The organism is Streptococcus sp. Marseille-P7376 (genome assembly GCF_902460385.1).
Taxonomy (GTDB): domain Bacteria; phylum Bacillota; class Bacilli; order Lactobacillales; family Streptococcaceae; genus Streptococcus; species Streptococcus sinensis.
Window position 1 is genome coordinate 64,280 of record NZ_CABPTS010000005.1, and the last position, 22,158, is coordinate 86,437.

The window sequence follows — 22,158 nt, forward strand, 5'->3', positions numbered from 1 at the left end:
ATATATATAAATGCTTATTTTGCATAAAAAAGTAGAAAAATCCAGCTGAAAATCAACTGGATTTTATTTCAGAAAATTTTTAAGCTTTTTCAGTACCATCTGTTGCTGATTTTTCACGAATAACCAGAACACCATCTTCCATATCTGCAGTCAAGTGCTTAGCATCTAGATTATCCAAGTGGAAGTCGGTCACCTTGTCACGAATTTGCTGCTCGATGACACGGCGGAGCGGACGAACTCCCATGACTTGGTCGTAACCAGCATCGCGCAGGAATTCCTTAGCTGCATCTGATACAGCCAGATCAATCTCTTTCTTGCTGAGAGTTTGATTGACTTCAATCAACATGAGATCTACAATCTCCATCAAATCTTCTTTCTTAAGATGAGAGAACTCAATAACCGCGTTGAAACGATTGAGGAACTCTGGACGGAAATAAGGTTTGAGTCGGTCCATCAGTTCAGGTTTCTCTGCATCCTCTTCCAAGCCAGCTTCATAGCCAAATCCGGCATTGGAAGTTGCAATGATGACCGTGTTCTTGAAGTTGACAGTATTCCCTTGACCATCTGTCAAACGACCGTCATCCAGAACTTGAAGGAGAAGGGTAATCACCTGTGGATCCGCCTTTTCAATCTCATCCAAGAGGATGATAGAGTAAGGATTGCGGCGTACACGCTCGGTCAGGGTATTACTGTTGTCATCATAGCCGACATAGCCCGCAGTAGTACCAATCAGTTTGGAAACCGCGGTCCGGTCAGAGTATTCAGACATATCCAGACGGATGATGGCTTCCTTAGTACCAAACATATCCAGAGCCAGCTGCTTAGCCAGTTCGGTCTTGCCGACGCCTGTTGGACCAACGAAGAGGAAGCTTCCAATTGGACGGTTGCCTTCATCAAATCCTGCGCGATTACGGCGGATGGCTCTTGCTACAGCTTCTACAGCCTTGTCTTGGCCAATCACCTTTGCTTTGAGACGGTCATTCATGCCCTTGAGGCGCTCAATGTCGCTGGCCCCCATCTGAGAGACAGGCACTCCCGTCATCCGTTCAACAGACTCCGCTACATCGTTGACCGTAGCCGTCACCTTCATGTCCTCGGTGTGGTTTTGAATTTTCTTTTCCAGCTCTTCAATGCGGGTCTTGGCATTCAAAGCTGCTTCATAATCTTCTTTCTCAACAGCTGCTTCCTGCTTAGCCTTCTGCTCAGCAATCTCACGCTCAACCGTGTGGACATCGGTCACTGGATGCTGGGCTGCTAAGTGGGCAGCTGTCACATCAACCAGGTCAATCGCCTTGTCCGGCAGACTCCGCTGCGGAATATACTGGACAGAGTAATCCACTGCTGCTTTCAGCACTTCATCCGGCAGGATCACATTGTGGTGCTTTTCGTACAAGTCGCGGATACCTTGGAGAATCTTATAGGTATCTTCGGCAGACGGTGCATTGACCTTAACTTCATTGAAACGACGAGCCAGAGCTGCATTTTTGAGAATGGTATTGCGGTACTCGTCCTGAGTAGTAGCCCCGATGACGGTCAGCTCACCGCGCGAAAGGGCCGGTTTGAGAATATCTGCCAGTCCCTTAGAACCGCTATCTCCGCCAGTAGATCCTGCACCCAGAATTTGATGGATTTCATCAAAGAAGAGAATAATATTGCCGGATTCCTTGACTTCATTGACCAAGTTTTGGATATTTTCCTCAAAGCTGCCACGATACTGAGTGCCGGCTTCTAGGCCGGAAATATCAATAGAAATAACTTCCTTGTTCTTGATGGCCGCTGGCACGTCACCATTGACGATAGCCTGGGCCAATCCTTCTACGACGGCTGTCTTTCCGACACCGGCATCCCCGACCAGAACTGGATTATTCTTGGTCCGACGTGAAAGAATTTCAGCAGTTTCCTGAATTTCCTTATTGCGGCCAATGACCGGATCCAGCTTATCCTCACGCGCTTCCTGGGTCAGATTACGTCCTAGCTTAGCCAGAATACCATCTTGTTTTGGCCCATGAGCAGTGGTTTGTCCAGTCTGCTCACCTGCTCCTTGACCAGGGAGCTTGCCAGTAGCCCGGTACTGGGCAAACTCTTCCGGCGTTACCTCTCGACCATTGATTAAATAACGACGATTTTCACTGTTGTAGCCACCCATGCGCCCCATGAGTTGGTTGAAAAGGTCGTCCATATTGTTAAAATTGTTGTAGTTGTTGTTCATAGCATTGCCTCACTTTTTTATATTTTTTTACATAATTTTTATTTTTGCTGAAATTTTAGATAAGAAATCTTTTCCTTATCTACTATAAATATTCATTTGGGAGATTTTCTCCTATCTATTATTTTACATAACTTATTCGATTTCCAAAAATTAAGACTGTTCTAGTCTTTTATTTTATGGATGAATTCTATCTGCTCCAGAAGAATATGATTTTACATAATTTTGCCTCCTGTAAAAAATAAATGCCTTCTGGCTATTTCCTCATCTTCTGAATAAATCCTGTGTAAACTTTTTTGTTTACAGTTGTAATTATACATTCTTTTTTACCCCTTGTCAATAGGTTTGAATAAAAAATTTACATAATTTTTAATAACTCAAAGAAAAAGATTCCACCAAACTAATTTAGAAACATTCCTTTACTTGATAATACTGATTAATAAAAACAAAGAATCCCCTAAACTAAAATTAGGGGACCTTCAATATCTGAAGTTTTCAAGATTCTACTAGATAATCAGCTACTGCTCTTATTCTACAGTAACAGACTTAGCGAGATTGCGCGGTTTATCCACATCCAAACCACGGTGCAAGGTTGCAAAATAAGCAATCAGCTGGGTCGGTACCACCATCGAAATCGGAGACAAATAAGGGTGAACTTGACTCAAGACAATGTCATCTTCGTCCTTAGCCACATTTTCCTCAGCAATCGTCAAAACCTTGGCTCCACGCGCTACAACTTCAGAGACATTACCGCGAGTATGACTAGACAGGACTTCATCTGAGAGTAGGGCCAGCACAGGAGTCCCCTCTTCAATCAGGGAAATCGTACCATGCTTAAGCTCGCCTGCCGCAAAGCCTTCACACTGGATATAGGAAATTTCCTTGAGCTTGAGGCTGGCTTCCATCGCCACATAATAGTCCTGACCACGGCCGATGTAAAAGGCACTGCGAGTATCTACTAACAAATCACGCACCTTGCTGTCAATCAGCTCTTTCTCAGAAAGAATGGCCTCAATAGACTGGGCTACGATAGACAGCTCATGAACCAAATCAAAATTCTTGGCTTTTTCGTTGCCGTTGGCATCACCGACTGCCTTGGCTAAGAAAGCTAGGGCAGCGATTTGCGCGGTGTAGGCTTTGGTTGAAGCCACGGCGATTTCTGGTCCAGCATGGAGAAGCAAGGTGTGCTTGGCTTCCCGAGACAAGGTTGAACCTGGCACATTGGTTACTGTCAGGCTAGGAATGCCCAACTCATTAGCCTTGACCAAGACTTGGCGGCTATCTGCTGTCTCACCAGATTGGCTGATGAAGATGAAGAGTGGTTTCTTGCTGAGGAGTGGCATGGCATAGCCCCATTCAGAAGAAATGCCCAGCTCAACTGGCGTATCCGTCAGCTCTTCCAGCATTCGTTTAGAAGCGTAACCAGCATGATAAGAAGTTCCAGCAGCAATGATATAAATGCGATCAGCTTCTTGGACTGTCTTGATGATGGCAGGATCAATCAGCATCTTATTATTTTCATCCGCATAGGTGCTGATCAGCTTGCGCATCACGGTCGGCTGCTCATCAATTTCCTTCAACATGTAGTAAGGATAAGTGCCTTTGCCGATATCAGACAGATCCAGCTCAGCTGTATAGCTGCCCCGTTCAAGAACATTGCCTTCGTAGTCTTGCACTTCTACACTATTTGCAGTCACGATAACCAGCTCTTTATCATGGATTTCCATATATTCGCTGGTCTCACGAATCATAGCCATGGCATCGGAGCAGATCATGTTGCAGCCTTCGCCCAAGCCAATCAAAAGCGGAGACTTGTTTTTAGCAACGTAGATTGTAGAAGGATCTTCGGCATCTACCAAAGCAAAAGCGTAGGAACCTTCGATAATGTGAAGAGCCTTGCGGAAAGCATCTAGAACAGAGAGTCCGTCTTCTTCTGCAAATTTTCCAATCAAATGGACTGTAATTTCTGTATCTGTCTGCCCTTTAAAATCATGGTCAGCAAGATAGTTATTTTTGATATCCAGATAATTTTCAATCACGCCGTTGTGAACCATCACAAAGCGACCCGTCTGAGAGGTGTGGGGATGGGCATTATTCTCACTTGGTTTCCCATGGGTTGCCCAGCGCGTGTGGCCGATACCAGTTGAGCCAGCTACATCGATGCCAATCTTTGCACGAAGATCAGCAATCCGGCCAACAGACTTAACCAAGCTGGATTTTTTCCCTGTTGTAACAAAAATTCCAGCCGAATCATAGCCTCGGTACTCTAACTTTTCAAGCCCTTGCATCAAAATATCTGTTGCATTGCGGTTCCCCACCACTCCGACGATTCCACACATAGTTTTACTTCTAACCTTTTGCTGACAAAAGGCTAGCTCCTCCTTGATTCAAAATTGGTATAGTCTTTTTTATCTTTTCATTCACAGACAGAAACAGTATACACACCTATTCAGATTTTGTCAACAAAAAATTGGTATAGTTCCTTTTAAAAATCCTATGAACCTTATCAGGACAAGGATTTTGAAGCTACACCAATACTATCTTGACCTTACAAACTGACGACAGCCTACTTTTAATCTGACAACTGATTTCTAAAACACCGTTTTCCGTTTACAAATAAAAGGACGCTAGGAAATACCGCTTCCCGACTTTCAAGAGCCCTTAAACTGCAAAGAACTGCCCTACCAGATAGGTCACGGCCATGGTCAAAAGACCAATGGCTAGATTTCGAATCATGGCATTTTTAATCGGAGCTTTACCTAGTTTAGCGCTGGTGTAGCCCGTTCCCAATAGAGCCAAAGCTACAATCAGGACCGTCGCCCAAATACGGATGCTAGCAGGAAGCAGGATAATTGTGAGCATCGGGAAAAGAGCTCCAATCGCAAAAGCGATAAAACTAGAGAGAGCCGCCTGCCAGGGATTGGTAAACTCCTCTACCTCGATACCGTACTTTTCCTCCACCAAGGCCTTGAGCGGATCCTGCAAGAAAGCCCGATTGGTCAGGAGTTGGGCAGAGGTCTCGCACTCGCCATTTTGGACATAGGCTGCATAGAGAGACTGCCTAGCGATGTCTGGATTTTTCATCAAAAGTTCCCGCTCCCTAGTTACTGCAGCTTCCTCTGTATCCTTTTGAGTAGAAACAGAAACATACTCTCCACCAGCCATAGAAAATGCCCCAGCAAAGACGGCAGCTAAACCAGATAAAAAGATAATCCAGACATCCTGAGTGGCACTGGCCACCCCAATTACTACACCAGCTATAGAAATAATCCCGTCGTTGGCTCCCAGAACCCCTGCCCTCAAAATATTCAACCGGCCACTAAAGTTCTTGTCAATTTTATGTTCTTCCATTCTAAAACTTCTTCCTTTTTATTTATAATCATTATAAATAAAATCTCTGTCTAATACAAGGAAAAACAAGAAAATGAGAAAAGTTCCACGATTTAAGATAAAAATCCATCCCATGAATAAAGAAATAAGCTTGGGACACAAGTTCAAACTAAAATATAAAAAACGAACAAAATAGTCTTCTGTAATAGTCAGAATTCTTCCTTGTTCACTTTTTAGTTAGATATATCTAATATGAGAATCTTATAACTAAGGAGTCGTCAAAGTGAAGATCATCTTGCTCCAACTCCAGCCATGCTTTGTTAATCCATGACAATCATAGCCTTAATGGTCTTGCGTTCATCCATATCCTTATATGCTTGGTCAATATCTTCTAGTTTATAGCTTGAAGTAAAGACGCGACCTGGATTAATATCCCCATCAAGGACAGCTTTCAGCAAGAACTGTTTGTCGTAAGTCGTGACAGAGGCTGCGCCTCCTGCTACAGTTAAGTTTTGGGCAAAAGTTGAACCGATCGCGCGATTATTATAGTGAGGAACCCCAACAAAGCCCATCCGACCACCATTGTGAAGGACTCCAAGCGCTTGATCAACAGCCGCTTCTGTTCCCACGCATTCCAGAGCTGCATCAGCACCACCACCTAGAATCTCACGCACCTTGGCAATACCTTCTTCGCCGCGTTCCGCAACAACAGCAGTTGCACCTGACTCCAAGGCCATTTTTTGTCGGTCTTCATGGCGACTCATGAGAACAATTTGGGAAGCACCGCGCATTTTCGCAGCAATAACAGCGCATTGCCCAACAGCCCCATCACCAATCACGACCACCTTATCACCAGGTTTCACATCTGCCACACGCGCAGCATGATAGCCAGTTGGCATCACATCCGCAAGAGTCAAGAGGGACTTTAGCATACCTTCTGTATAGTCTGACGGTTGTCCTGGGATTTTTATAAGAGACCAGTTGGCAAATTCGAAGCGCATATATTCTGCTTGCACGCCATCTGACCAGTTATTGCCAATATGACGATCACAGGTGCCATCATATCCTGCTCGACAAGCATCACATTCCCCGCATCCATGAGTAAATGGAGCAATAACAAAATCGCCAGGTTTAACGGTCGTCACTCCATCACCAATTGCCTCAACGATACCAATCGCTTCGTGCCCGCTATTCTGATGGCCTTTTTCAATATCTGGATTGCGATAATGCCACAGGTCTGAACCACAGACACAGGTCCGAACGATCCGAATAATGGCATCATCTGCCTCAATGATTTGCGGACGGTCCACTTCAACAAGGCCAACCTGACCAGCTTTTGTATAGACTGTTTTCTTCATAGAACCACTCCTTTTCTATTAGTTTATCACTTTTATTATACACTTTTTGTAAATTTTTGTATGAAGTCAGAATGCGTGAGGGTATAAAACGTATTACTCTTGTGCTTTGAAATAGTCTTCTTCAGACACAGGCTCACTCCATTCCGTACTAGTATTTTCACCAGGAATTTCAAAAGCTAAATGAGAGAACCAAGAATCCTTGCTAGCACCATGCCAGTGCTTTGTATTGGCTGGGATGGTAACGGTGTCACCAGGTTGGAGTTTCATAGGCTCTTTTCCCCATTCTTGATAATGTCCTTGACCACCCACACAGATAATGACTTGTCCCCCGCCTTTAGTAGCTCTATGGCTATGCCAATGATTGCGACAGCCTGGTTCGAAAGTAATATTAAAGATTGGGAAAGCTCCATCCGAGATTGGAGCTAAATAGGATTGACCCACAAAGTATTGTTCATAGGCACTATTGTCTTGTCCAATTGGAAAAAATATTGAAGCTTGATAAGCTTCTTTTGCACTAGCGTCTGACGGGACATCCTCCGTCCAGAGTGCTTTAGCTAGGTTGAAAACGGCCCATGCTTTTGGCCAGCCTGCATAAAAAGCCACATGCGTAATGATGGCAGCAATTTCTTTTTTGCTTACCCCATGCTTCTTAGCATTTGCAAGATGGTAAGACAAGGATTGATCTGTGATACCGGATGCCATCAGTGCTACAACCGTGATAATACATCTTGTTTTCAGGTCAATATCTTGGTTATTCCAATTTTCTCCAAAGAGAATATCATCATTAAAATAGGCAAATTCTGGTGCAAAGTCACCTAGGGCATCTCTCCCTGCTGTTTGTTTGATTTTTGACATAATTTTTCTTCCTTTGCTTAGATTTTAACTTCCCTAAAAATTCAATCTTGCTATTTTACCAATGTCATGAAAAATTCTGCTGTTTCTGGATCTTGATGGTCAAAGAAGAGAGATTTTTCTTGATCTAAATCTTGAATGGCTGCCATCTCTTCTGCCGTCAATTCAAAGTCAAAGATATTGAAGTTTTCCTGCATGCGTTCTTTGCGAACAGACTTAGGAATCACCACAACATCACTTTGAAGAAGAAAACGCAGTGCTACTTGAGCAACAGATTTCTCATATTTTTCTCCAATTTCTTTTAGAGTTGGCGTATTGAAGAAATCATTGCGCCCTTCTGCAAAAGGTCCCCAAGATTCGATTTGGCAGTTGTATTTATCTAAATAAGTCTTGGCCACTTTTTGCTGTTGAAAGATGTGCGTTTCAATCTGATTTACAGCTGGCTTGATTTCTACAAAATGCTGCAAATCGATAAAACGATCTGGTGAGAAGTTTGAAACCCCAATAGCACGGAGCTTACCAGCCTTGTAGGCTTCCTCCATAGCTTTGTAAGTTCCATAGTAATCACCGAAAGGCTGATGAATCAGCAAAAGATCGATATAATCTGTTTGCATTTTTTGCAAGGATTCTTCAATGGATGCCTTGGCCTTCTCATAGCCAGCATTGCTAATCCAAATCTTGGTGGTGATGAAAAATTCTTCCCGCGGAAGGCCAGATTCCTTGATAGCTTCTCCCACACCTGATTCATTGCCATAAGATTGAGCGGTATCAAAGGCACGATAACCGACTTCGATAGCATCAAGAACTGCACGCTTGGTTTCATCTACCGGTGTTTGGTAGACTCCAAATCCTAATTGTGGCATTTTAACCTTGTTATTTAAAGTTTTGTAAAACATATTTTGTATCCCCTTGTTTCTTTTGATACTTCTAGTTTACACCCGCTTGAAAATTTTGTACACTAGTAATAAAGCAAGCTAGTTTTCATAAAACGAAAAGTGAGAAAGAGGTAAACATGCTTAATCTAGAAGAACTCGAACAGCTCGTCGCCTTTAAAGAATTAGGAACTCTCTCTAAAGTTGCAGAGAAATTCCTCATTTCGACACCTTCCTTATCACGTTCCATGCAACACTTGGAAGAAGATTTTGGTGTTCCCCTTTTTGACCGCAGTGCTAATCGGATTTCGTTGAATGAAACAGGAGAGCGTGCTGTTGAAGTTGCGCACAGAATTTTAAGTACTAGTCAGCAGGGTATCAAAGAAGTCAGACAGTTTGATCAAAGCCTCAAAACCATTACAATTGCTTCAGTCGCTCCTGCACCACTTTGGTCTCTGCTGCCACAGTTAACCACCCTCTATCCCAATAAACAAATTAGCCATCAAATTTGCTCTATCCACAAGGTAATGGAAGCTATTGAGAAGAGAGAAATCGACCTAGCTGTTCTCCCATTTGCGTATGAGCAGAATCAAACGACCTGTCTACCTTATCTACAGGAGGAACTCGCCATCGCAGTCACGACGGGTCATGATTTGGCTCGTCTAGAGTCCGTTAGCTTCGAGGCAATCAATGGTTATAACTTTCTCCTAATGGATCAAATTGGATTTTGGAATGAATTGGTTCAAGAAAAAATGCCAGCTTCAAAATTTCTGATCCAGTCCAACCGCTTTGAGTTTGAAGAATTGGCCTACAATTCTACACTTCCCCGCTTTGCAACTAATCTCAGCCAAGAAAGAGAAAAGATTCAGGACGACCGAGTAATGATACCTATTTCCAACCCTGAAGCACATGTCCGCTATCATTTAGTTTCTCTTAATCCCGAAATCAACTTGACTGACTTAATAAATATTTAAAATCGCCAGTAAAAGACCTCGAGAAAAATATTCTCGAGGTCTCTTTTATATTTAGTAATAATGGCCTTCTCAAGCCCAATATTGTACTTGACTATGTCCCTGCAAATGCAACAAACAAACTGATTATTTCACCACGATATTAACTAGTTTATTTGGCACACTAATCACTTTCACGACTTCTTTTCCGGCAATTTCAGATTTAATTTTCTCATCTGCCAGAGCGATTTCTTGCAGTTCCTCACGGCTCAGATCCTTGGCTACGACTAACTTAGCACGAACTTTACCCTTGATTTGGACGACGATTTCGACCTCTGCCTCGACTAGCTTGCTTTCATCATAAGTTGGCCAAGCTACGTAGGAAATGCTCTTGCCAGTTTGAGCTACTGCCTGCCAGAGTTCTTCAGCCAAGTGCGGTGCAAAAGGCGCCAATAGTTGAACAAAGCCTTTAGCGTATTCGACATAGAGCTTTTCTTCCTTGTTGGCTGCGTTGACAAAGATCATGAGCTGGGCAATAGCTGTGTTGAACTTGAGCTCCTCAATCTGCTCTGTGACAGCCTTGACTGTTTCGTGGTAGACCTTGTCCAAGGCTCCGCTATTTTCAGAGACCAGCTCCTTAGAGTTAAGGAGACGATAGACCCGATCCAGGAACTTACGGCTACCTTCCAGACCTTCTTCACTCCAAGCGATGGATGCATCCAGCGGCCCCATGAACATTTCATAGACACGTAGTGTATCAGCACCATATTGCTCCACTACATCGTCTGGGTTAACCACATTCTTCAGAGATTTAGACATCTTAGCAGGCGCTTGCTCTAGTTCTTCCCCAGTTTCGATGTTAAAGAAGGAGCCATCGCGTTTTTCCACCTTGTCCGTCGCCACTAGAGCACCACGGCTATCACGGTAGCTAGTCCCCAGAATCATTCCTTGGTTAAAGAGTTTTTGGAAAGGCTCTTTGGTCGGAACCACTCCGATATCATAGAGGAATTTATGCCAGAAGCGAGCGTAGAGGAGATGGAGTACAGCGTGTTCCGCACCGCCGATGTAAATGTCAACTGGAAGCCAAGCCTTGAGCAGATCTTCGTCCGCTAATTTCTCATTGTTATGCGGGTCAATATAACGCAGGTAATACCAACTGGAACCTGCCCATTGAGGCATGGTATTGGTTTCGCGGCGTCCTTTGACACCATCTTCCCGAGTCACTTCCAGCCAGTCAGTCAGATTGGCCAGAGGGCTTTCACCAGTACCAGAAGGGCGGATATCCTTGGTTACAGGCAAGACAAGCGGCAGTTCATTTTCAGGAACAGCCGTTGAAGTGCCATCTTCCCAATGAATGATGGGAATTGGTTCACCCCAGTAGCGCTGACGGCTAAAGAGCCAGTCGCGCAGTCGATAGGTGACTTTTTCATTTCCGACACCTTCTGCTTCCAGCCAAGCAACCATCTTGTCAATCGCGGTAGCCTTGTCCAAGCCATCTAGGAAGCCAGAGTTAATATGCGGACCGTCCTCTGTATAAGCAGCGTCAGAAACATTGCCACCCTCTAGAACCGGAATAATCTCTAAATCAAACTGCTTAGCAAACTCCCAGTCGCGCTCGTCGTGTGCAGGAACAGCCATGATGGCACCAGTTCCATAGCTAGCAAGCACATAGTCGGCAATCCAGATTGGAATTTCCTTACCGTTGACAGGATTGATGGCATAAGCTCCTGTCCAGACACCGGTCTTCTCCTTAGCCAAATCAGTCCGAGCGAGGTCGGATTTGAGGCTGGCTGCGTGTTTGTAGTCTGCTACTGCTTGGGCTTGTTCTGCACTTGTGATAGCATCAACAAGTACATGCTCTGGAGCCAAAACAGCATAGGTCGCACCAAAAAGGGTGTCCGGACGAGTCGTAAAGACGGTGAAGCCCTTGTCTGTACCCTTAATCTTGAAGGTTACATTGGCACCGATTGACTTACCGATCCAGTTGCGCTGCATGTCCTTGATAGACTCAGGCCAGTCCAGCTCCTCTAAGTCATTGAGCAAACGCTCTGCATAGGCTGTGATTTTCAGCATCCATTGGCGCATTGGTTTGCGGACAACTGGATAGCCACCGCGCTCAGATGTTCCGTCTGGCAGAACTTCCTCATTGGCAATAGCCGTTCCCAGCTCTTCCACCCAGTTTACTGGCACCTCAGCTTCATAAGCCAGACCTTTTTCATAAAGCTTGGTGAAAATCCATTGGGTCCACTTGTAGTAGTTGGGGTCAGTGGTATTGACTTCCCGATCCCAGTCGTAAGAAAAACCAAGCGCATTGATTTGGCGTTTGAAGTTAGCAATGTTTTCTGCTGTAAAGTCAGCTGGGTCATTCCCTGTATCCATAGCATACTGCTCAGCTGGCAGACCAAAGGCATCCCAGCCCATAGGATGCAGGACGTTATAGCCCTGAGCCCGCTTGTAGCGGCTGAGGATATCTGTCGCCGTGTAGCCCTCCGGATGCCCTACATGGAGCCCCGCTCCTGATGGATAAGGAAACATATCCAGCGCATAAAAGTTAGGCTTGTCCTTGTCGGTACCTGTCTTGAATGTATGGTGCTCAGCCCAGTATTTCTGCCACTTAGGCTCGATTTCTTTGTGATTGTAAGTTGCCATAATCATTTACTCTCCAACGATCTTTTCCGTGTTCTAGCCACGTTTCTATCTATTATACCATTTTCAAGGGATTTTGAAAGACGCCGAAGAAAGGGAATTGATAAAATCTTTGATAATTTACCTTGACTTATCCTCAAAAACCGATAGAATAAATTTAAAATCAAGTTAAAAAGGAAGAGGTATGAAGATGAGAAAGACTTTGTTTCAGATTATTGAGCCCCATCAACAGGAAAGTTTTATTGAAGAAGCCTATGATATTTTTATGATCTTTGTCATCCTCAGCAGCTTAATCCCACTGACTAGCAAAAGTCACTCAGGAATCTTCATGTGGATTGATCTTGTGTCAACGATTATTTTTATTATTGACTACATACTTCGGCTTGTAACCGCAGATTATAAATTGCAGAAAGGAAAAATTTCTTTTCTGCTTTATCCTTTTACTTTTCTGGCCTTAGCTGATTTACTCTGTATTCTGCCGTCCCTCTTTTTATTAAATAACAGCCTGCGACTTTTTAAGATTTTGCGGATGCTTCGTACTTTGCGTATTTTTAAATTTTTCCGTTATTCTAAGAACATCCAGATCATGACCAACGTCTTAAAAAAACAGAAAGACAATCTGATTATTGTAGGAATTTTAGCGCTTAGCTATATCTTTATTTCTGCCCTCGTCATGTTTAATGTAGAGCCCAGCACCTTCCCTAACTTTTTTGACGCCCTCTACTGGGCAACCATCTCCTTAACGACTGTTGGCTATGGTGATATTTACGCAGTTTCAACGACTGGAAAAATTATTACTATGATTTCCTCCTTTTTAGGAATCGCCATTGTGGCTCTGCCCGCTGGTATCATCACGGCCGGCTATATGAAAGAAATCAAAGAACTATAAAAACCTGTTCGGGAAGGCCGTTTAAGCCGTTCCTGAACAGGTTTTTTAATGAATTATCAGGTTGATTCTTAAAGAATTTTACCAAATCACAACCCGCTCTTCCGGGCTGCGCCACATGCCATCTCCTTCTTTGACATCAAAGGTCGTAAAGAAGTCATCAAAGTTGGGCAGCTGGATATTGGTCCGGAGCTTGGCTGGGGCATGGACATCCACGCTAGCCAACATCTGCATGAACTCTGGCCGTGCTTTCATCCGCCAAATGCGGGCAAAGTTAGTAAAGAATTCCTCAGCAGAGAAGTCCGCTTCCTTCTTGGCTGCTTCTAAAGCTGCGGCAATACCACCTAGGTCGGCGATATTTTCAGATACGGTCAGCTTGCCATTAACTTTGGCTCCGTAAGAATCCTGACCTTCGAACTGGTCGATAACCTTTTGCGTCCGTTCTGTGAAAGCCTCATAGTCTTCTGGTTTCCACCAGTCCTTCAGACTTCCGTGTTCGTCAAATGAAGCTCCGTTTGAATCAAAGGCATGAGAAATTTCATGGGCAATCACCGCACCGATTCCACCGTAGTTAGCTGATGAGGATTGATGCAAATCATAAAATGGCGCTTGGAGAATAGCTGCTGGAAAAACAATCTGATTTTGCTGCGGGTCATAGTAGGCATTGACCAGATGGGCCGGCATGTGCCATTCACTGCGGTCCACTTCCTGATTCCACTTGCTCCACGTATGCGCAATGGAAATTTTTGCTAAGTTTCGAGCATTCTCCACCAAGCTCAATTTTTCATCAATTACTTTTTTCGCATAAGTTTCTGGCAATTTTTCTGGATAGCCGATATGTGGCGTGATGACATTGAGCTTAACGATAGCCTTATCGCGTGTCTCCTTAGCCAGCCAGTCTGCTGTCGTCAAACGCGACTTATAAACCTCAATCATGGCGGCCACTTTATGCTCTACATCTGCTTTTGCTTCAGGGGAAAATTTCTGACCAGCATACCAAAGACCGAGAGCTTGATTATATGGTCCTTGAGCTAGTGTCAAGGCTGCTTTCTCTTTCGGCCGTGGCTCCGGCACACCTGAGATGGTCCGAGCATAGCTACCAGACAGGACGCGGAGTTCCTCAGTCAGATAGGATGTCCAAGCACCAGCCGCCGATAATTTCAACCCCGCATGGATAGCAGGCCAGTTCTTTTCAGAATAGTATTCTGCTGCAAATTCTTTCCAGAAGCGCTCCTGAGGTACAATGACTTTGTCTGGCAACTGACCTAGAATCTGTGTAAAGATAGCGTTCAAAGGCAGTTCTGGCGTCAGCTCAACAAAATCAGCCCAGTCATAAGGATGATAAAGTTTGGCATATTCTGACATTTCTTCATTTGATAGGACATACTTGGCTAGCTTGGCATCTAATTCCAAATACTTATCCAAAATATCCTTCGTTTCCTCTGCTGAAAAGCCAAATTTAGGTAGAAGTTCTTCCTGCATCTTGCGCCAGGCGGCCAGAAGTTCAGGCCCTTTTTCATTTCCTTCTTCATAGTAGGTCGTATCTGGCAGAATGATGCCAGGCGCATCTGCCCAGAGAACATTCATTTGAGCATTCATAAAGTCTGGAGCAACATCAAATCGTAAAAAATTCGGTTTGCCAGCCAGCATATACTCCGCACTCTTGCCTGCAAATTCCGCAAAAGAGCTCAGCGCTTTATACTCTTCCACAAGTGGCATAGCAGGTGCTACACCAGCCTTCTCACGCGCCTCAAAATCGGCTACCAGACGGTGATACTTGACAAAGTTCTGCAAAATAGGATCATCCGGGAGTTCCTGACCTTTAAGCCATTTATCTGTCGTTTCCAGCATCAGTTTTTCAATATCCTGATCCAAATCCATAAACCCACCAGTCATTGGCTTATCATCGGGAATAACTGCTGTCTCAGCCCATGTCCCGTTAACATAGTCATAAAAATCATCTTGTAAACGTGTCATTATGTTCTCGCTTTCATGCTTTTAATATAACCTTATCAAAATTAGGATATATTTTCAAATCTTTCGTGAATTAAATTAAATTTTCTATAAATTAACTTGACTTAATAATATTTTTAAGTTATATTAATCTTATGGAGGTGAAAGAAATGATTCGAATTGAAAATCTGAGTGTCAGCTATCAAGACACTCTGGCACTCCAATCTCTATCTTTAAATATAAAAGGTCCGACCATCACTGGTATTTTGGGACCAAATGGGGCAGGTAAGTCTACCCTGATCAAGGCCATGCTGGGCATTATTGACCATGAGGGCCAGACCTATCTTAACGAAGAACCCCTAAATCAGCAGCTAGCCCGTATTGCCTATGTCGAGCAAAAAGCACAAATCGATTACAATTTTCCTATCAAAGTCAAGGAATGCGTTTCTTTGGGACTTTATCCGACAATCAAGCTCTTCCAACGACTTAAAAAGAGTGATTGGCAAAAAGTCACTCAGGCTCTCAAAGTCGTCGGTCTGGAAGAATTTGCCGAGCGCCAGATTAGCCAGCTGTCAGGCGGGCAGTTTCAGCGGGTCTTGATTGCGAGATGCTTAGTCCAGAAAGCCGACTATATCTTTCTGGATGAGCCCTTTGTCGGCATTGACACCGTCAGTGAAGAGATTATTATGTCCACCCTGCGGAAGCTGAAAGACCAGGGCAAGACCATCTTGATTATCCACCATGACCTAAGCAAAGTGACGACCTATTTCGACCAAATTCTCCTGCTTAATAGAGAGCTCGTAGCCTTTGGTCCAACGGAAACCACCTTTAATCAGACTAACATGGAAAAAGCTTATGGTTCTCAACTGTTTATGAAGGGAGGTCAATAAGATGATTCAAGAATTTATCCACGCCTTGCAGGACTTCCACTTCCTACAAAATGCCCTGATCACAGCCATTGTTATCGGGATTGTCGCTGGCGCCGTCGGCTGCTTTATCATTCTGCGGGGGATGTCCCTGATGGGAGATGCCATTTCCCACGCGGTGCTGCCTGGTGTAGCCCTATCCTATATTTTAGGAATTAACTTCTTTATCGGTGCTATCACTTTTGGTCTGCTCGCTTCGGTCATCATTACCTATATCAAGGGCAATTCTATCATCAAGAGCGATACGGCTATCGGCATCACCTTCTCCTCTTTCCTAGCGCTGGGGGTCATTCTGATTGGCGTCGCCAATAGCTCGACCGACCTTTTCCACATTCTTTTCGGGAATATCTTGGCGGTTCAAGATATAGATATGTGGATTAGTATTGGTGTTGGAATTTTGGTCCTCTTGGTCATAGCTATCTTTTTCAGACAATTGCTACTGACTTCTTTTGATCCAATTCTGGCTCAATCGATGGGTATGCCAGTCAACTTCTACCACTATCTGCTGATGATTCTCTTGACTTTGGTGGCTGTGACGGCCATGCAGAGCGTGGGCACCATTCTGATTGTGGCTCTCTTGATTACACCAGCGGCCACTGCCTATCTCTATGCCAAGAGCCTCAAGACCATGATTGTACTATCCTCCTGTCTGGGAGCGCTGGCTTCTGTCCTGGGCCTCTTTATCGGCTATACTTTCAATGTCGCAGCAGGATCCAGTATTGTCCTGACCTCTGCTCTCATCTTTGTTATTTCCTTCTTTATTGCGCCCAAACAGCGCTATTTGAAGATTAAAAATAAAACACAATAAATTCTAAGGAGTTTTTTATGAAAAAATTGACTTTTCTCGCTTTGATTTTCCTAACGGCCATCGGCCTCTTTGCCTGCTCCGGTCAGAAGAATTCGTCCAGTGACTCTTCCAAGCTCAAGGTCGTCGCAACTAACTCGATCATTGCGGATATTACTAAAAATATCGCCGGCGATAAGATTGACCTGCACAGCATTGTACCAGTCGGCAAAGACCCGCACGAATACGAACCCCTGCCTGAAGATGTCAAAAAGACTTCTAAAGCTGATCTTATCTTTTACAATGGTATCAACCTAGAAACCGGCGGCAATGCTTGGTTTACCAAGTTGGTCAAAAATGCCAACAAAGAAGAAAACAAGGACTACTATGCAGTCAGCGATGGCGTTGAAGTGATTTACCTTGAAGGCCAAAGTGAAAAGGGCAAAGAAGACCCCCATGCTTGGCTCAACTTGGAAAATGGCATCATCTATGCACAAAACATTGCCAAGCGCTTGATTGAAAAAGACCCTGACAACAAGGACACGTACGAGAAAAACCTCAAAGCTTATGTAGAAAAACTGACCGCTTTGGACAAGGAAGCCAAAGAGAAATTCAACAACATCCCAGAAGAAAAGAAAATGATTGTGACCAGCGAAGGCTGCTTCAAGTACTTCTCTAAGGCCTACAATGTGCCATCTGCCTATATCTGGGAAATCAACACTGAAGAAGAAGGTACCCCAGACCAAATTAAAACCTTGGTTGAAAAACTGCGTAAGACTAAAGTCCCATCTCTCTTTGTGGAATCAAGTGTTGACGAGCGTCCGATGAAGACCGTTTCTAAAGACACCAATATCCCAATCTACGCCAAAATCTTTACTGACTCTGTTGCGGAAGAAGGAGAAGAAGGCGACAGCTACTACAGCATGATGAAGTACAATCTGGACAAAATTTCCGAAGGATTGGCAAAATAATACATGAGAGGTTAGGAAGACAAGATTCTAACCTCTTTATTTATAGAGACTGAGCTTCAAATGGAGACGCTCTCAAATTTCCGGTCAAATTATTCGAAAAAAATCGTCATTCGCAGTACAATGAAGCTATTAAACACGAATGGAGACTTCTTATGACAACTTTTCTCGGAAATCCTGTTACCTTCACTGGCCAACAACTACAGGTCGGCGACATGGCCCGCGATTTTAGCCTGACAGCAACCGACCTTTCAAAGAAAACCTTGGCTGACTTTGCTGGTAAAAAGAAAGTCCTGAGCATCATCCCATCTATCGATACTGGTGTCTGCTCGACTCAGACTCGCCGTTTCAACCAAGAACTCTCTGACTTGGACAATACCGTTGTCATCACGGTTTCAGTTGATCTGCCTTTTGCCCAAAGCAAGTGGTGTGCTGCGGAAGGCATTGAAAATGCTGTCATGCTGTCTGACTACTTCGATCATTCTTTCGGCCGCGACTACGCTGTCCTCATCAATGAATGGCATCTCTTAGCCCGTGCAGTTCTAGTTCTGGACGAAAACAACACTGTAACCTACACAGAGTATGTAGACAACATTAATACCGAGCCAGACTTTGAAGCGGCTATTGCTGCAGTTAAAAGCTTAGGATAATCGAAAAGCGCGAAAAATTTCGCGCTTTTTGTTGTAAAAATCCTTTTTTCAATCTTAACTGTTGTTAGCATAAAAAAGATTGAAGCAATCTCGTTCCAAACTTTATTTTCTAACAGTATTTTTTGCTTCTACTTCTCTATTTTCCTGAGCCGAAGCCTCTTGTAAAAATTGAACTAGCTTGAAAAAAATCGAACAGAGTTGCTCCTGCTCTCGAATACTACTTTTCAACTAACAACAACACTTCCTTGCCCTGTCAGCCCCCGAACTGTATTCTTTTCACAATTTTTGTTATACTAGTTATAGAAAGGCTAGGAGGACTGAAAATGACCCCAAATAAAGAAGATTATCTCAAATGTATCTATGAGATTGGCACCTATGCTAAAAAAATTACCAATAAAGAGGTCGCTCAGCTTATGCATGTTTCTCCTCCAGCCGTGACCGAAATGATCAAAAAAATGCTGGCCGAAAATTTGCTGGTAAAGGACAAAAAGGCTGGCTATCTGCTGACCGATTTAGGACTCAGATTGGTCTCCGAACTTTACCGCAAGCATCGCCTGATTGAGGTGTTCCTCGTCAACCATCTGGGGTATACAACAGATGAAATCCATGAGGAAGCCGAAGTCCTAGAACATACTGTTTCAGATCGTTTTGTTGAACGTTTGGATGCCATGCTGAATTTCCCAGAAACCTGTCCTCACGGCGGTACGATTCCAGCCAAGGGAGAGCTTTTGGTAGAGAAAAACAATCTCACCTTAGAAGCGGCCTCTGAGCCTGGAGACTATCTTGTCACTCGGGTCCACGATGAATTTGATCTTCTCATTTATCTGGAAAAGCATGGTCTTCAGCTAGGCAAGACCATTACCCTTCTTCAGTATGACTCCTTTGCCCAGCTTTATGTCCTCAAAGTTGATGGGCAAGAGATTCAGGTCAACTCCATGATTGCCAAACAGATTTATATTGAAAAACTTTAAAACGAAAGGCTCGATTCGCAATACAAATCGAGCCTTTTCAATTTTAGTAGCTTTTTTAGATTAAGCTTTTTCTAACTTGGCTAAATCAGCATGAAAGCCGAGCAAAGACCAGCAAAAATATTGGCCAAAGCGTGTGTGCCCCAGCTGGATAAAATGGAACCATCCGATTTCTTCTCATTTACAAAGCCTAGGTAAGCTGCGATTCCTCCTGTAAACAAAATAATGAGCATCGATGTCAGCCAAGTTGTCTGAGAAGCGAACATGAGGCCATGAAGCAAACCAAATAGAGCTGCTTGCAAAGTATTGGCCACTCTGAATGGAAGGCAACTGGCTAATCGTTTCAAAAGAAAACCTCTAAATAAAATCTCTTCTGGCAAAGCTGTCTGAAAAATACTGTAAATCAAAATGTCTGGCAGGGCTTTAAAACCAAGCCCGGAAAATCTTGACATCGCCGTTTCAAGATTTCTTATCGTGTATAAAACAAAAATAGAAAAGACCAGAAAAAAGATTGAGCCCAGCAAAATCCAAAGCCAGGTCTTCTGGCTGCCAGTTTCTTTTAGCGGTTTTAGCCCTATCCATTCTAAAAATGGACTTTTTCTTCTAGCCGTCACCAACCACCAAATAAAAGGAAGAAAAGGATTTGGATTACGGCGCTAAGCAACGCTTGAACTTCATTTCCCATAGCATTTCTCCTTTAAACTTATATATTTTTGTAAATTTCCAAAGAGTCTCTCTTTCTCCTCCTGCTGAATTTCCTAGCCCAGCTGTCCCGGCCGCTTTTCCTTCTTCTTGGGTGGGAATGTGCGGTCAAACATTTCCAACTCCGCCTCATCTACTTCATAACCCTCCGGATCCCGTAGAGCCAAGGTCCATTTTCCCGAGTCACGCTGCCGTCCCTTTGCAAGTCCAGCACCATAACAAAATCCAAAGTCTCCTCCTTGTCCTGACCGTCCAGATAAATACCATAATCACTGGCCGTCACAAAACCGTATTTAGGATAGTAGGCAGGATTGCCGAAGAGAACGAGATGGGAAAAGCCTTCCTCCCTCGCCTGACGGATAGTAGCATGAGCCAGTTTTTCTCCAAAACCTTGCTTTTGAAAAGCTGGTAGGATAGCAAAAGGACCAAAGGTAGCAATTTCCTTAACCTGTCCAGTCTGCTCATGGCGAAGCTGGGCTTTGCTAAACATAATCTGCCCTGCAAGCTGACCATCTACCAAAATAACTTTGGATAGGTTTTCTAAATAGTTTGGATGCTGACGAAATTGGTGCAAAATCAGATGTTCCGCACAACCCGGCCGATAGACATTCCAAAAGGCCTCTCTGACTAGATGTTCAACTTCATAGTATTCTGAAGGGGCTTCCTTGCGAATTTCAATCATCATCGCTTCTCCTTTATATTTTTAATATATTTCATTCGTTTTAAGCAGAAAATTCTCATCTCTCTGCCATATATGTGTCTACTTCTTGAGCACTTAGCTTTCTTACCTGACTTTCAGGAAATTCCTGATAGGAAGGCATGATAAAACTAGGCTGACGGCTGGCACAGCTTTTATCGGGATTCTTTTTCAGATAGGCCTCTAGGTCCGTCAGATTGGCAAAAATCTTGTAAGACACCCGTCCCTTGTCTGACTGGATTTGATAAATGCCGCAGGGCGCCTGCATAGTCACATCCGCCACCCGCAAATAATACTTGGCAATTTCTAAAGATTTGAAGGGAAAATTCCAGCGTTGCAGACCATTTTTTGTCTGCTCAATGCAGATACAGCGTCCACAATGACCGCATATATACTGCCTATGCTCCCTCAGGCAGTCCAAGGGATGAAGCAGCGGTGTCACGCGGTTCTGGTCAATATAGCACTCTATACACATATTCAAGTCTCCTTCTACTGAATCAATTCTAATATAGCAAGTTTTTGAAGAAAAAGAAAGAAAAGATTGCCTTCCTCTTGCCAGACTTTTCACTTTTTGCTAAAATGATGTCAAAAAATTAAGAAGGACAAGATTATGCCACAAAATCTCTTTAAAGAATTGGCTCAACTGGAGCAAGTAGAAGCTCTAGCTCTCGGCGGCTCACGGGCCGGCCAACATTTTGACCAAGACTCAGACTATGATGTCTATGTCTACCTGAGTGCTCCTCTCGAGCCAGCCATCCGCCAAGAAATCCTCAGCAAGTACTGCTCCTATATGGAAATTGGCAATCAATTTTGGGAACTGGAAGACGACTGTGTCCTCAATAATGGTATCGAGATTGAGCTGATTTACCGCTCGCTGGACGACTTTGACCAAGACCTGCAGACCGTCGTTTCAGATCACCAAGCCCAGAATTCTTATACCACCTGTATGTGGTACAATCTGCTCCATAGCAAGATTCTCTACGATCGAGACGGTCGCTACGCTGCCCTCCAACATAAGTACAGCCTGCCCTATCCAGCTGAGCTGAAAAAGAATATTATCAGCAAGCAGCTCCTGCTCCTCGACCAAGCGATGCCAGCTTTTTCAAGACAGATCAAAAAGGCCCTCAAGCGCCAAGACCTGCTCAGCATCAATCATCGTAGCAGCGAGTTTTTCGCCTCTTACTTTGATGCCCTCTTTGCCCTCAATGAGCAGCTCCATCCAGGTGAAAAGCGCATGCTCCAGTATGCCAAAGAACATTGCTCCCGCCTGCCTCGAGATTTTGAAGCCAATATCCAAGACTACTTCCAACATCTCTACCAGCCAGACCATCAGCAGGAAGCAGTCCTAGCCTTGGATAGCCTCCTAGACAACCTTAAGTACTTGATTGAAGCATCCATCTAGAACTTCAA

General features: G+C 44.0%; 18 protein-coding genes and 1 pseudogene. 8 read left to right on the forward strand and 11 right to left on the reverse strand.

What is annotated here, in order from left to right:
* Positions 1 to 79: 79 nt before the first annotated feature.
* From FZ952_RS04365 to FZ952_RS04390, 6 genes are all read right to left on the reverse strand, one after another.
* Positions 80 to 2,209: an ATP-dependent Clp protease ATP-binding subunit gene (locus tag FZ952_RS04365; RefSeq protein ID WP_148880748.1), complete on the reverse strand. Its 2,130-nt coding sequence runs from the start codon at positions 2,207 to 2,209 to the stop codon at positions 80 to 82.
* Between the two features lie 524 nt (positions 2,210 to 2,733).
* Entirely contained in the window at positions 2,734 to 4,545 is a 1,812-nt protein-coding gene (gene glmS, locus FZ952_RS04370; protein WP_148880749.1) for a glutamine--fructose-6-phosphate transaminase (isomerizing), read from the reverse strand.
* Between the two features lie 322 nt (positions 4,546 to 4,867).
* Positions 4,868 to 5,557, reverse strand: a complete 690-nt coding sequence (locus FZ952_RS04375; protein WP_148880750.1) for a VIT family protein — start codon at positions 5,555 to 5,557, stop codon at positions 4,868 to 4,870.
* Between the two features lie 299 nt (positions 5,558 to 5,856).
* Positions 5,857 to 6,894: a zinc-binding dehydrogenase gene (locus FZ952_RS04380; protein WP_148880751.1), complete on the reverse strand. Its 1,038-nt coding sequence runs from the start codon at positions 6,892 to 6,894 to the stop codon at positions 5,857 to 5,859.
* Positions 6,895 to 6,987: 93 nt separating this feature from the next.
* Complete coding sequence (locus tag FZ952_RS04385) at positions 6,988 to 7,749, reverse strand: carboxymuconolactone decarboxylase family protein (RefSeq protein ID WP_148880752.1); 762 nt, start codon at positions 7,747 to 7,749, stop codon at positions 6,988 to 6,990.
* A 50-nt stretch (positions 7,750 to 7,799) separates the two neighbouring features.
* The gene (locus FZ952_RS04390; RefSeq protein WP_148880753.1) at positions 7,800 to 8,642 is read right to left on the reverse strand and encodes an aldo/keto reductase; all 843 of its coding nucleotides are present in this window, start codon (positions 8,640 to 8,642) and stop codon (positions 7,800 to 7,802) included.
* A gap of 116 nt (positions 8,643 to 8,758) precedes the next feature.
* Here FZ952_RS04390 and FZ952_RS04395 point away from each other — a divergent pair, with 116 nt between their 5' ends.
* A complete protein-coding gene (locus tag FZ952_RS04395; RefSeq protein ID WP_148880754.1) occupies positions 8,759 to 9,592 on the forward strand; it encodes a LysR family transcriptional regulator in 834 nt (277 codons plus the stop codon).
* Between the two features lie 123 nt (positions 9,593 to 9,715).
* On the opposite strand, the gene leuS is transcribed toward FZ952_RS04395, so the two are convergent.
* Positions 9,716 to 12,217 carry a leucine--tRNA ligase gene (gene leuS, locus FZ952_RS04400; RefSeq protein ID WP_148880778.1) on the reverse strand — a complete coding sequence of 834 codons (2,502 nt, stop codon included), beginning with the start codon at positions 12,215 to 12,217 and terminating at the stop codon, positions 9,716 to 9,718.
* A gap of 187 nt (positions 12,218 to 12,404) precedes the next feature.
* Between leuS and FZ952_RS04405 the strand changes: the two genes are divergently transcribed.
* Positions 12,405 to 13,103 (forward strand): ion transporter, encoded by a 699-nt coding sequence (locus FZ952_RS04405; RefSeq protein WP_148880755.1) that lies wholly within the window; start codon positions 12,405 to 12,407, stop codon positions 13,101 to 13,103.
* 78 nt (positions 13,104 to 13,181) lie between these two features.
* Here FZ952_RS04405 and FZ952_RS04410 read toward each other — a convergent pair whose 3' ends face one another.
* A complete protein-coding gene (locus FZ952_RS04410; RefSeq protein ID WP_148880756.1) occupies positions 13,182 to 15,077 on the reverse strand; it encodes a M13 family metallopeptidase in 1,896 nt (631 codons plus the stop codon).
* A 146-nt stretch (positions 15,078 to 15,223) separates the two neighbouring features.
* On the opposite strand from FZ952_RS04410, the gene FZ952_RS04415 reads away from it, so the two are divergent.
* The 5 genes from FZ952_RS04415 to FZ952_RS04435 all read left to right on the forward strand — a co-directional run bounded on the left by FZ952_RS04415 (position 15,224) and on the right by FZ952_RS04435 (position 19,352).
* Positions 15,224 to 15,943: a metal ABC transporter ATP-binding protein gene (locus FZ952_RS04415; RefSeq protein ID WP_037616190.1), complete on the forward strand. Its 720-nt coding sequence runs from the start codon at positions 15,224 to 15,226 to the stop codon at positions 15,941 to 15,943.
* 1 nt (position 15,944) lies between these two features.
* Positions 15,945 to 16,787 (forward strand): metal ABC transporter permease, encoded by an 843-nt coding sequence (locus FZ952_RS04420; RefSeq protein WP_148880757.1) that lies wholly within the window; start codon positions 15,945 to 15,947, stop codon positions 16,785 to 16,787.
* A gap of 17 nt (positions 16,788 to 16,804) precedes the next feature.
* Positions 16,805 to 17,734, forward strand: coding sequence for a metal ABC transporter substrate-binding lipoprotein/adhesin SsaB (gene ssaB, locus FZ952_RS04425; protein WP_148880758.1), 930 nt, complete (start codon positions 16,805 to 16,807; stop codon positions 17,732 to 17,734).
* A 152-nt stretch (positions 17,735 to 17,886) separates the two neighbouring features.
* Positions 17,887 to 18,381: a thiol peroxidase gene (tpx, locus tag FZ952_RS04430; RefSeq protein WP_148880759.1), complete on the forward strand. Its 495-nt coding sequence runs from the start codon at positions 17,887 to 17,889 to the stop codon at positions 18,379 to 18,381.
* A gap of 323 nt (positions 18,382 to 18,704) precedes the next feature.
* Positions 18,705 to 19,352, forward strand: coding sequence for a metal-dependent transcriptional regulator (locus tag FZ952_RS04435; protein WP_148880760.1), 648 nt, complete (start codon positions 18,705 to 18,707; stop codon positions 19,350 to 19,352).
* An 80-nt stretch (positions 19,353 to 19,432) separates the two neighbouring features.
* Here FZ952_RS04435 and FZ952_RS04440 read toward each other — a convergent pair.
* The 3 genes and pseudogenes from FZ952_RS04440 to FZ952_RS04450 all read right to left on the reverse strand — a co-directional run bounded on the left by FZ952_RS04440 (position 19,433) and on the right by FZ952_RS04450 (position 21,223).
* A pseudogene (locus FZ952_RS04440) lies at positions 19,433 to 20,034 on the reverse strand (CPBP family intramembrane glutamic endopeptidase).
* Positions 20,035 to 20,184: 150 nt separating this feature from the next.
* Positions 20,185 to 20,736, reverse strand: coding sequence for a GNAT family N-acetyltransferase (locus FZ952_RS04445; RefSeq protein ID WP_262366327.1), 552 nt, complete (start codon positions 20,734 to 20,736; stop codon positions 20,185 to 20,187).
* A 52-nt stretch (positions 20,737 to 20,788) separates the two neighbouring features.
* Positions 20,789 to 21,223: a hypothetical protein gene (locus FZ952_RS04450; RefSeq protein WP_148880761.1), complete on the reverse strand. Its 435-nt coding sequence runs from the start codon at positions 21,221 to 21,223 to the stop codon at positions 20,789 to 20,791.
* A gap of 135 nt (positions 21,224 to 21,358) precedes the next feature.
* Between FZ952_RS04450 and FZ952_RS04455 the strand changes: the two genes are divergently transcribed.
* On the forward strand, positions 21,359 to 22,150 hold the full coding sequence (locus FZ952_RS04455) for a DUF4037 domain-containing protein (RefSeq protein ID WP_148880762.1): 792 nt from the start codon (positions 21,359 to 21,361) through the stop codon (positions 22,148 to 22,150).
* The last annotated feature ends 8 nt before the right edge of the window (positions 22,151 to 22,158 follow it).

Coding starts and splice junctions, on each gene's coding strand:
- FZ952_RS04365 (WP_148880748.1), bottom strand. CDS start 2,209: ATGAACAACAACTACAACAATTTTAACAATATGGACGACCTTTTCAAC.
- glmS (WP_148880749.1), bottom strand. CDS start 4,545: ATGTGTGGAATCGTCGGAGTGGTGGGGAACCGCAATGCAACAGATATT.
- FZ952_RS04375 (WP_148880750.1), bottom strand. CDS start 5,557: ATGGAAGAACATAAAATTGACAAGAACTTTAGTGGCCGGTTGAATATT.
- FZ952_RS04380 (WP_148880751.1), bottom strand. CDS start 6,894: ATGAAGAAAACAGTCTATACAAAAGCTGGTCAGGTTGGCCTTGTTGAA.
- FZ952_RS04385 (WP_148880752.1), bottom strand. CDS start 7,749: ATGTCAAAAATCAAACAAACAGCAGGGAGAGATGCCCTAGGTGACTTT.
- FZ952_RS04390 (WP_148880753.1), bottom strand. CDS start 8,642: ATGTTTTACAAAACTTTAAATAACAAGGTTAAAATGCCACAATTAGGA.
- FZ952_RS04395 (WP_148880754.1), top strand. CDS start 8,759: ATGCTTAATCTAGAAGAACTCGAACAGCTCGTCGCCTTTAAAGAATTA.
- leuS (WP_148880778.1), bottom strand. CDS start 12,217: ATGGCAACTTACAATCACAAAGAAATCGAGCCTAAGTGGCAGAAATAC.
- FZ952_RS04405 (WP_148880755.1), top strand. CDS start 12,405: ATGAGAAAGACTTTGTTTCAGATTATTGAGCCCCATCAACAGGAAAGT.
- FZ952_RS04410 (WP_148880756.1), bottom strand. CDS start 15,077: ATGACACGTTTACAAGATGATTTTTATGACTATGTTAACGGGACATGG.
- FZ952_RS04415 (WP_037616190.1), top strand. CDS start 15,224: ATGATTCGAATTGAAAATCTGAGTGTCAGCTATCAAGACACTCTGGCA.
- FZ952_RS04420 (WP_148880757.1), top strand. CDS start 15,945: ATGATTCAAGAATTTATCCACGCCTTGCAGGACTTCCACTTCCTACAA.
- ssaB (WP_148880758.1), top strand. CDS start 16,805: ATGAAAAAATTGACTTTTCTCGCTTTGATTTTCCTAACGGCCATCGGC.
- tpx (WP_148880759.1), top strand. CDS start 17,887: ATGACAACTTTTCTCGGAAATCCTGTTACCTTCACTGGCCAACAACTA.
- FZ952_RS04435 (WP_148880760.1), top strand. CDS start 18,705: ATGACCCCAAATAAAGAAGATTATCTCAAATGTATCTATGAGATTGGC.
- FZ952_RS04445 (WP_262366327.1), bottom strand. CDS start 20,736: ATGATGATTGAAATTCGCAAGGAAGCCCCTTCAGAATACTATGAAGTT.
- FZ952_RS04450 (WP_148880761.1), bottom strand. CDS start 21,223: ATGTGTATAGAGTGCTATATTGACCAGAACCGCGTGACACCGCTGCTT.
- FZ952_RS04455 (WP_148880762.1), top strand. CDS start 21,359: ATGCCACAAAATCTCTTTAAAGAATTGGCTCAACTGGAGCAAGTAGAA.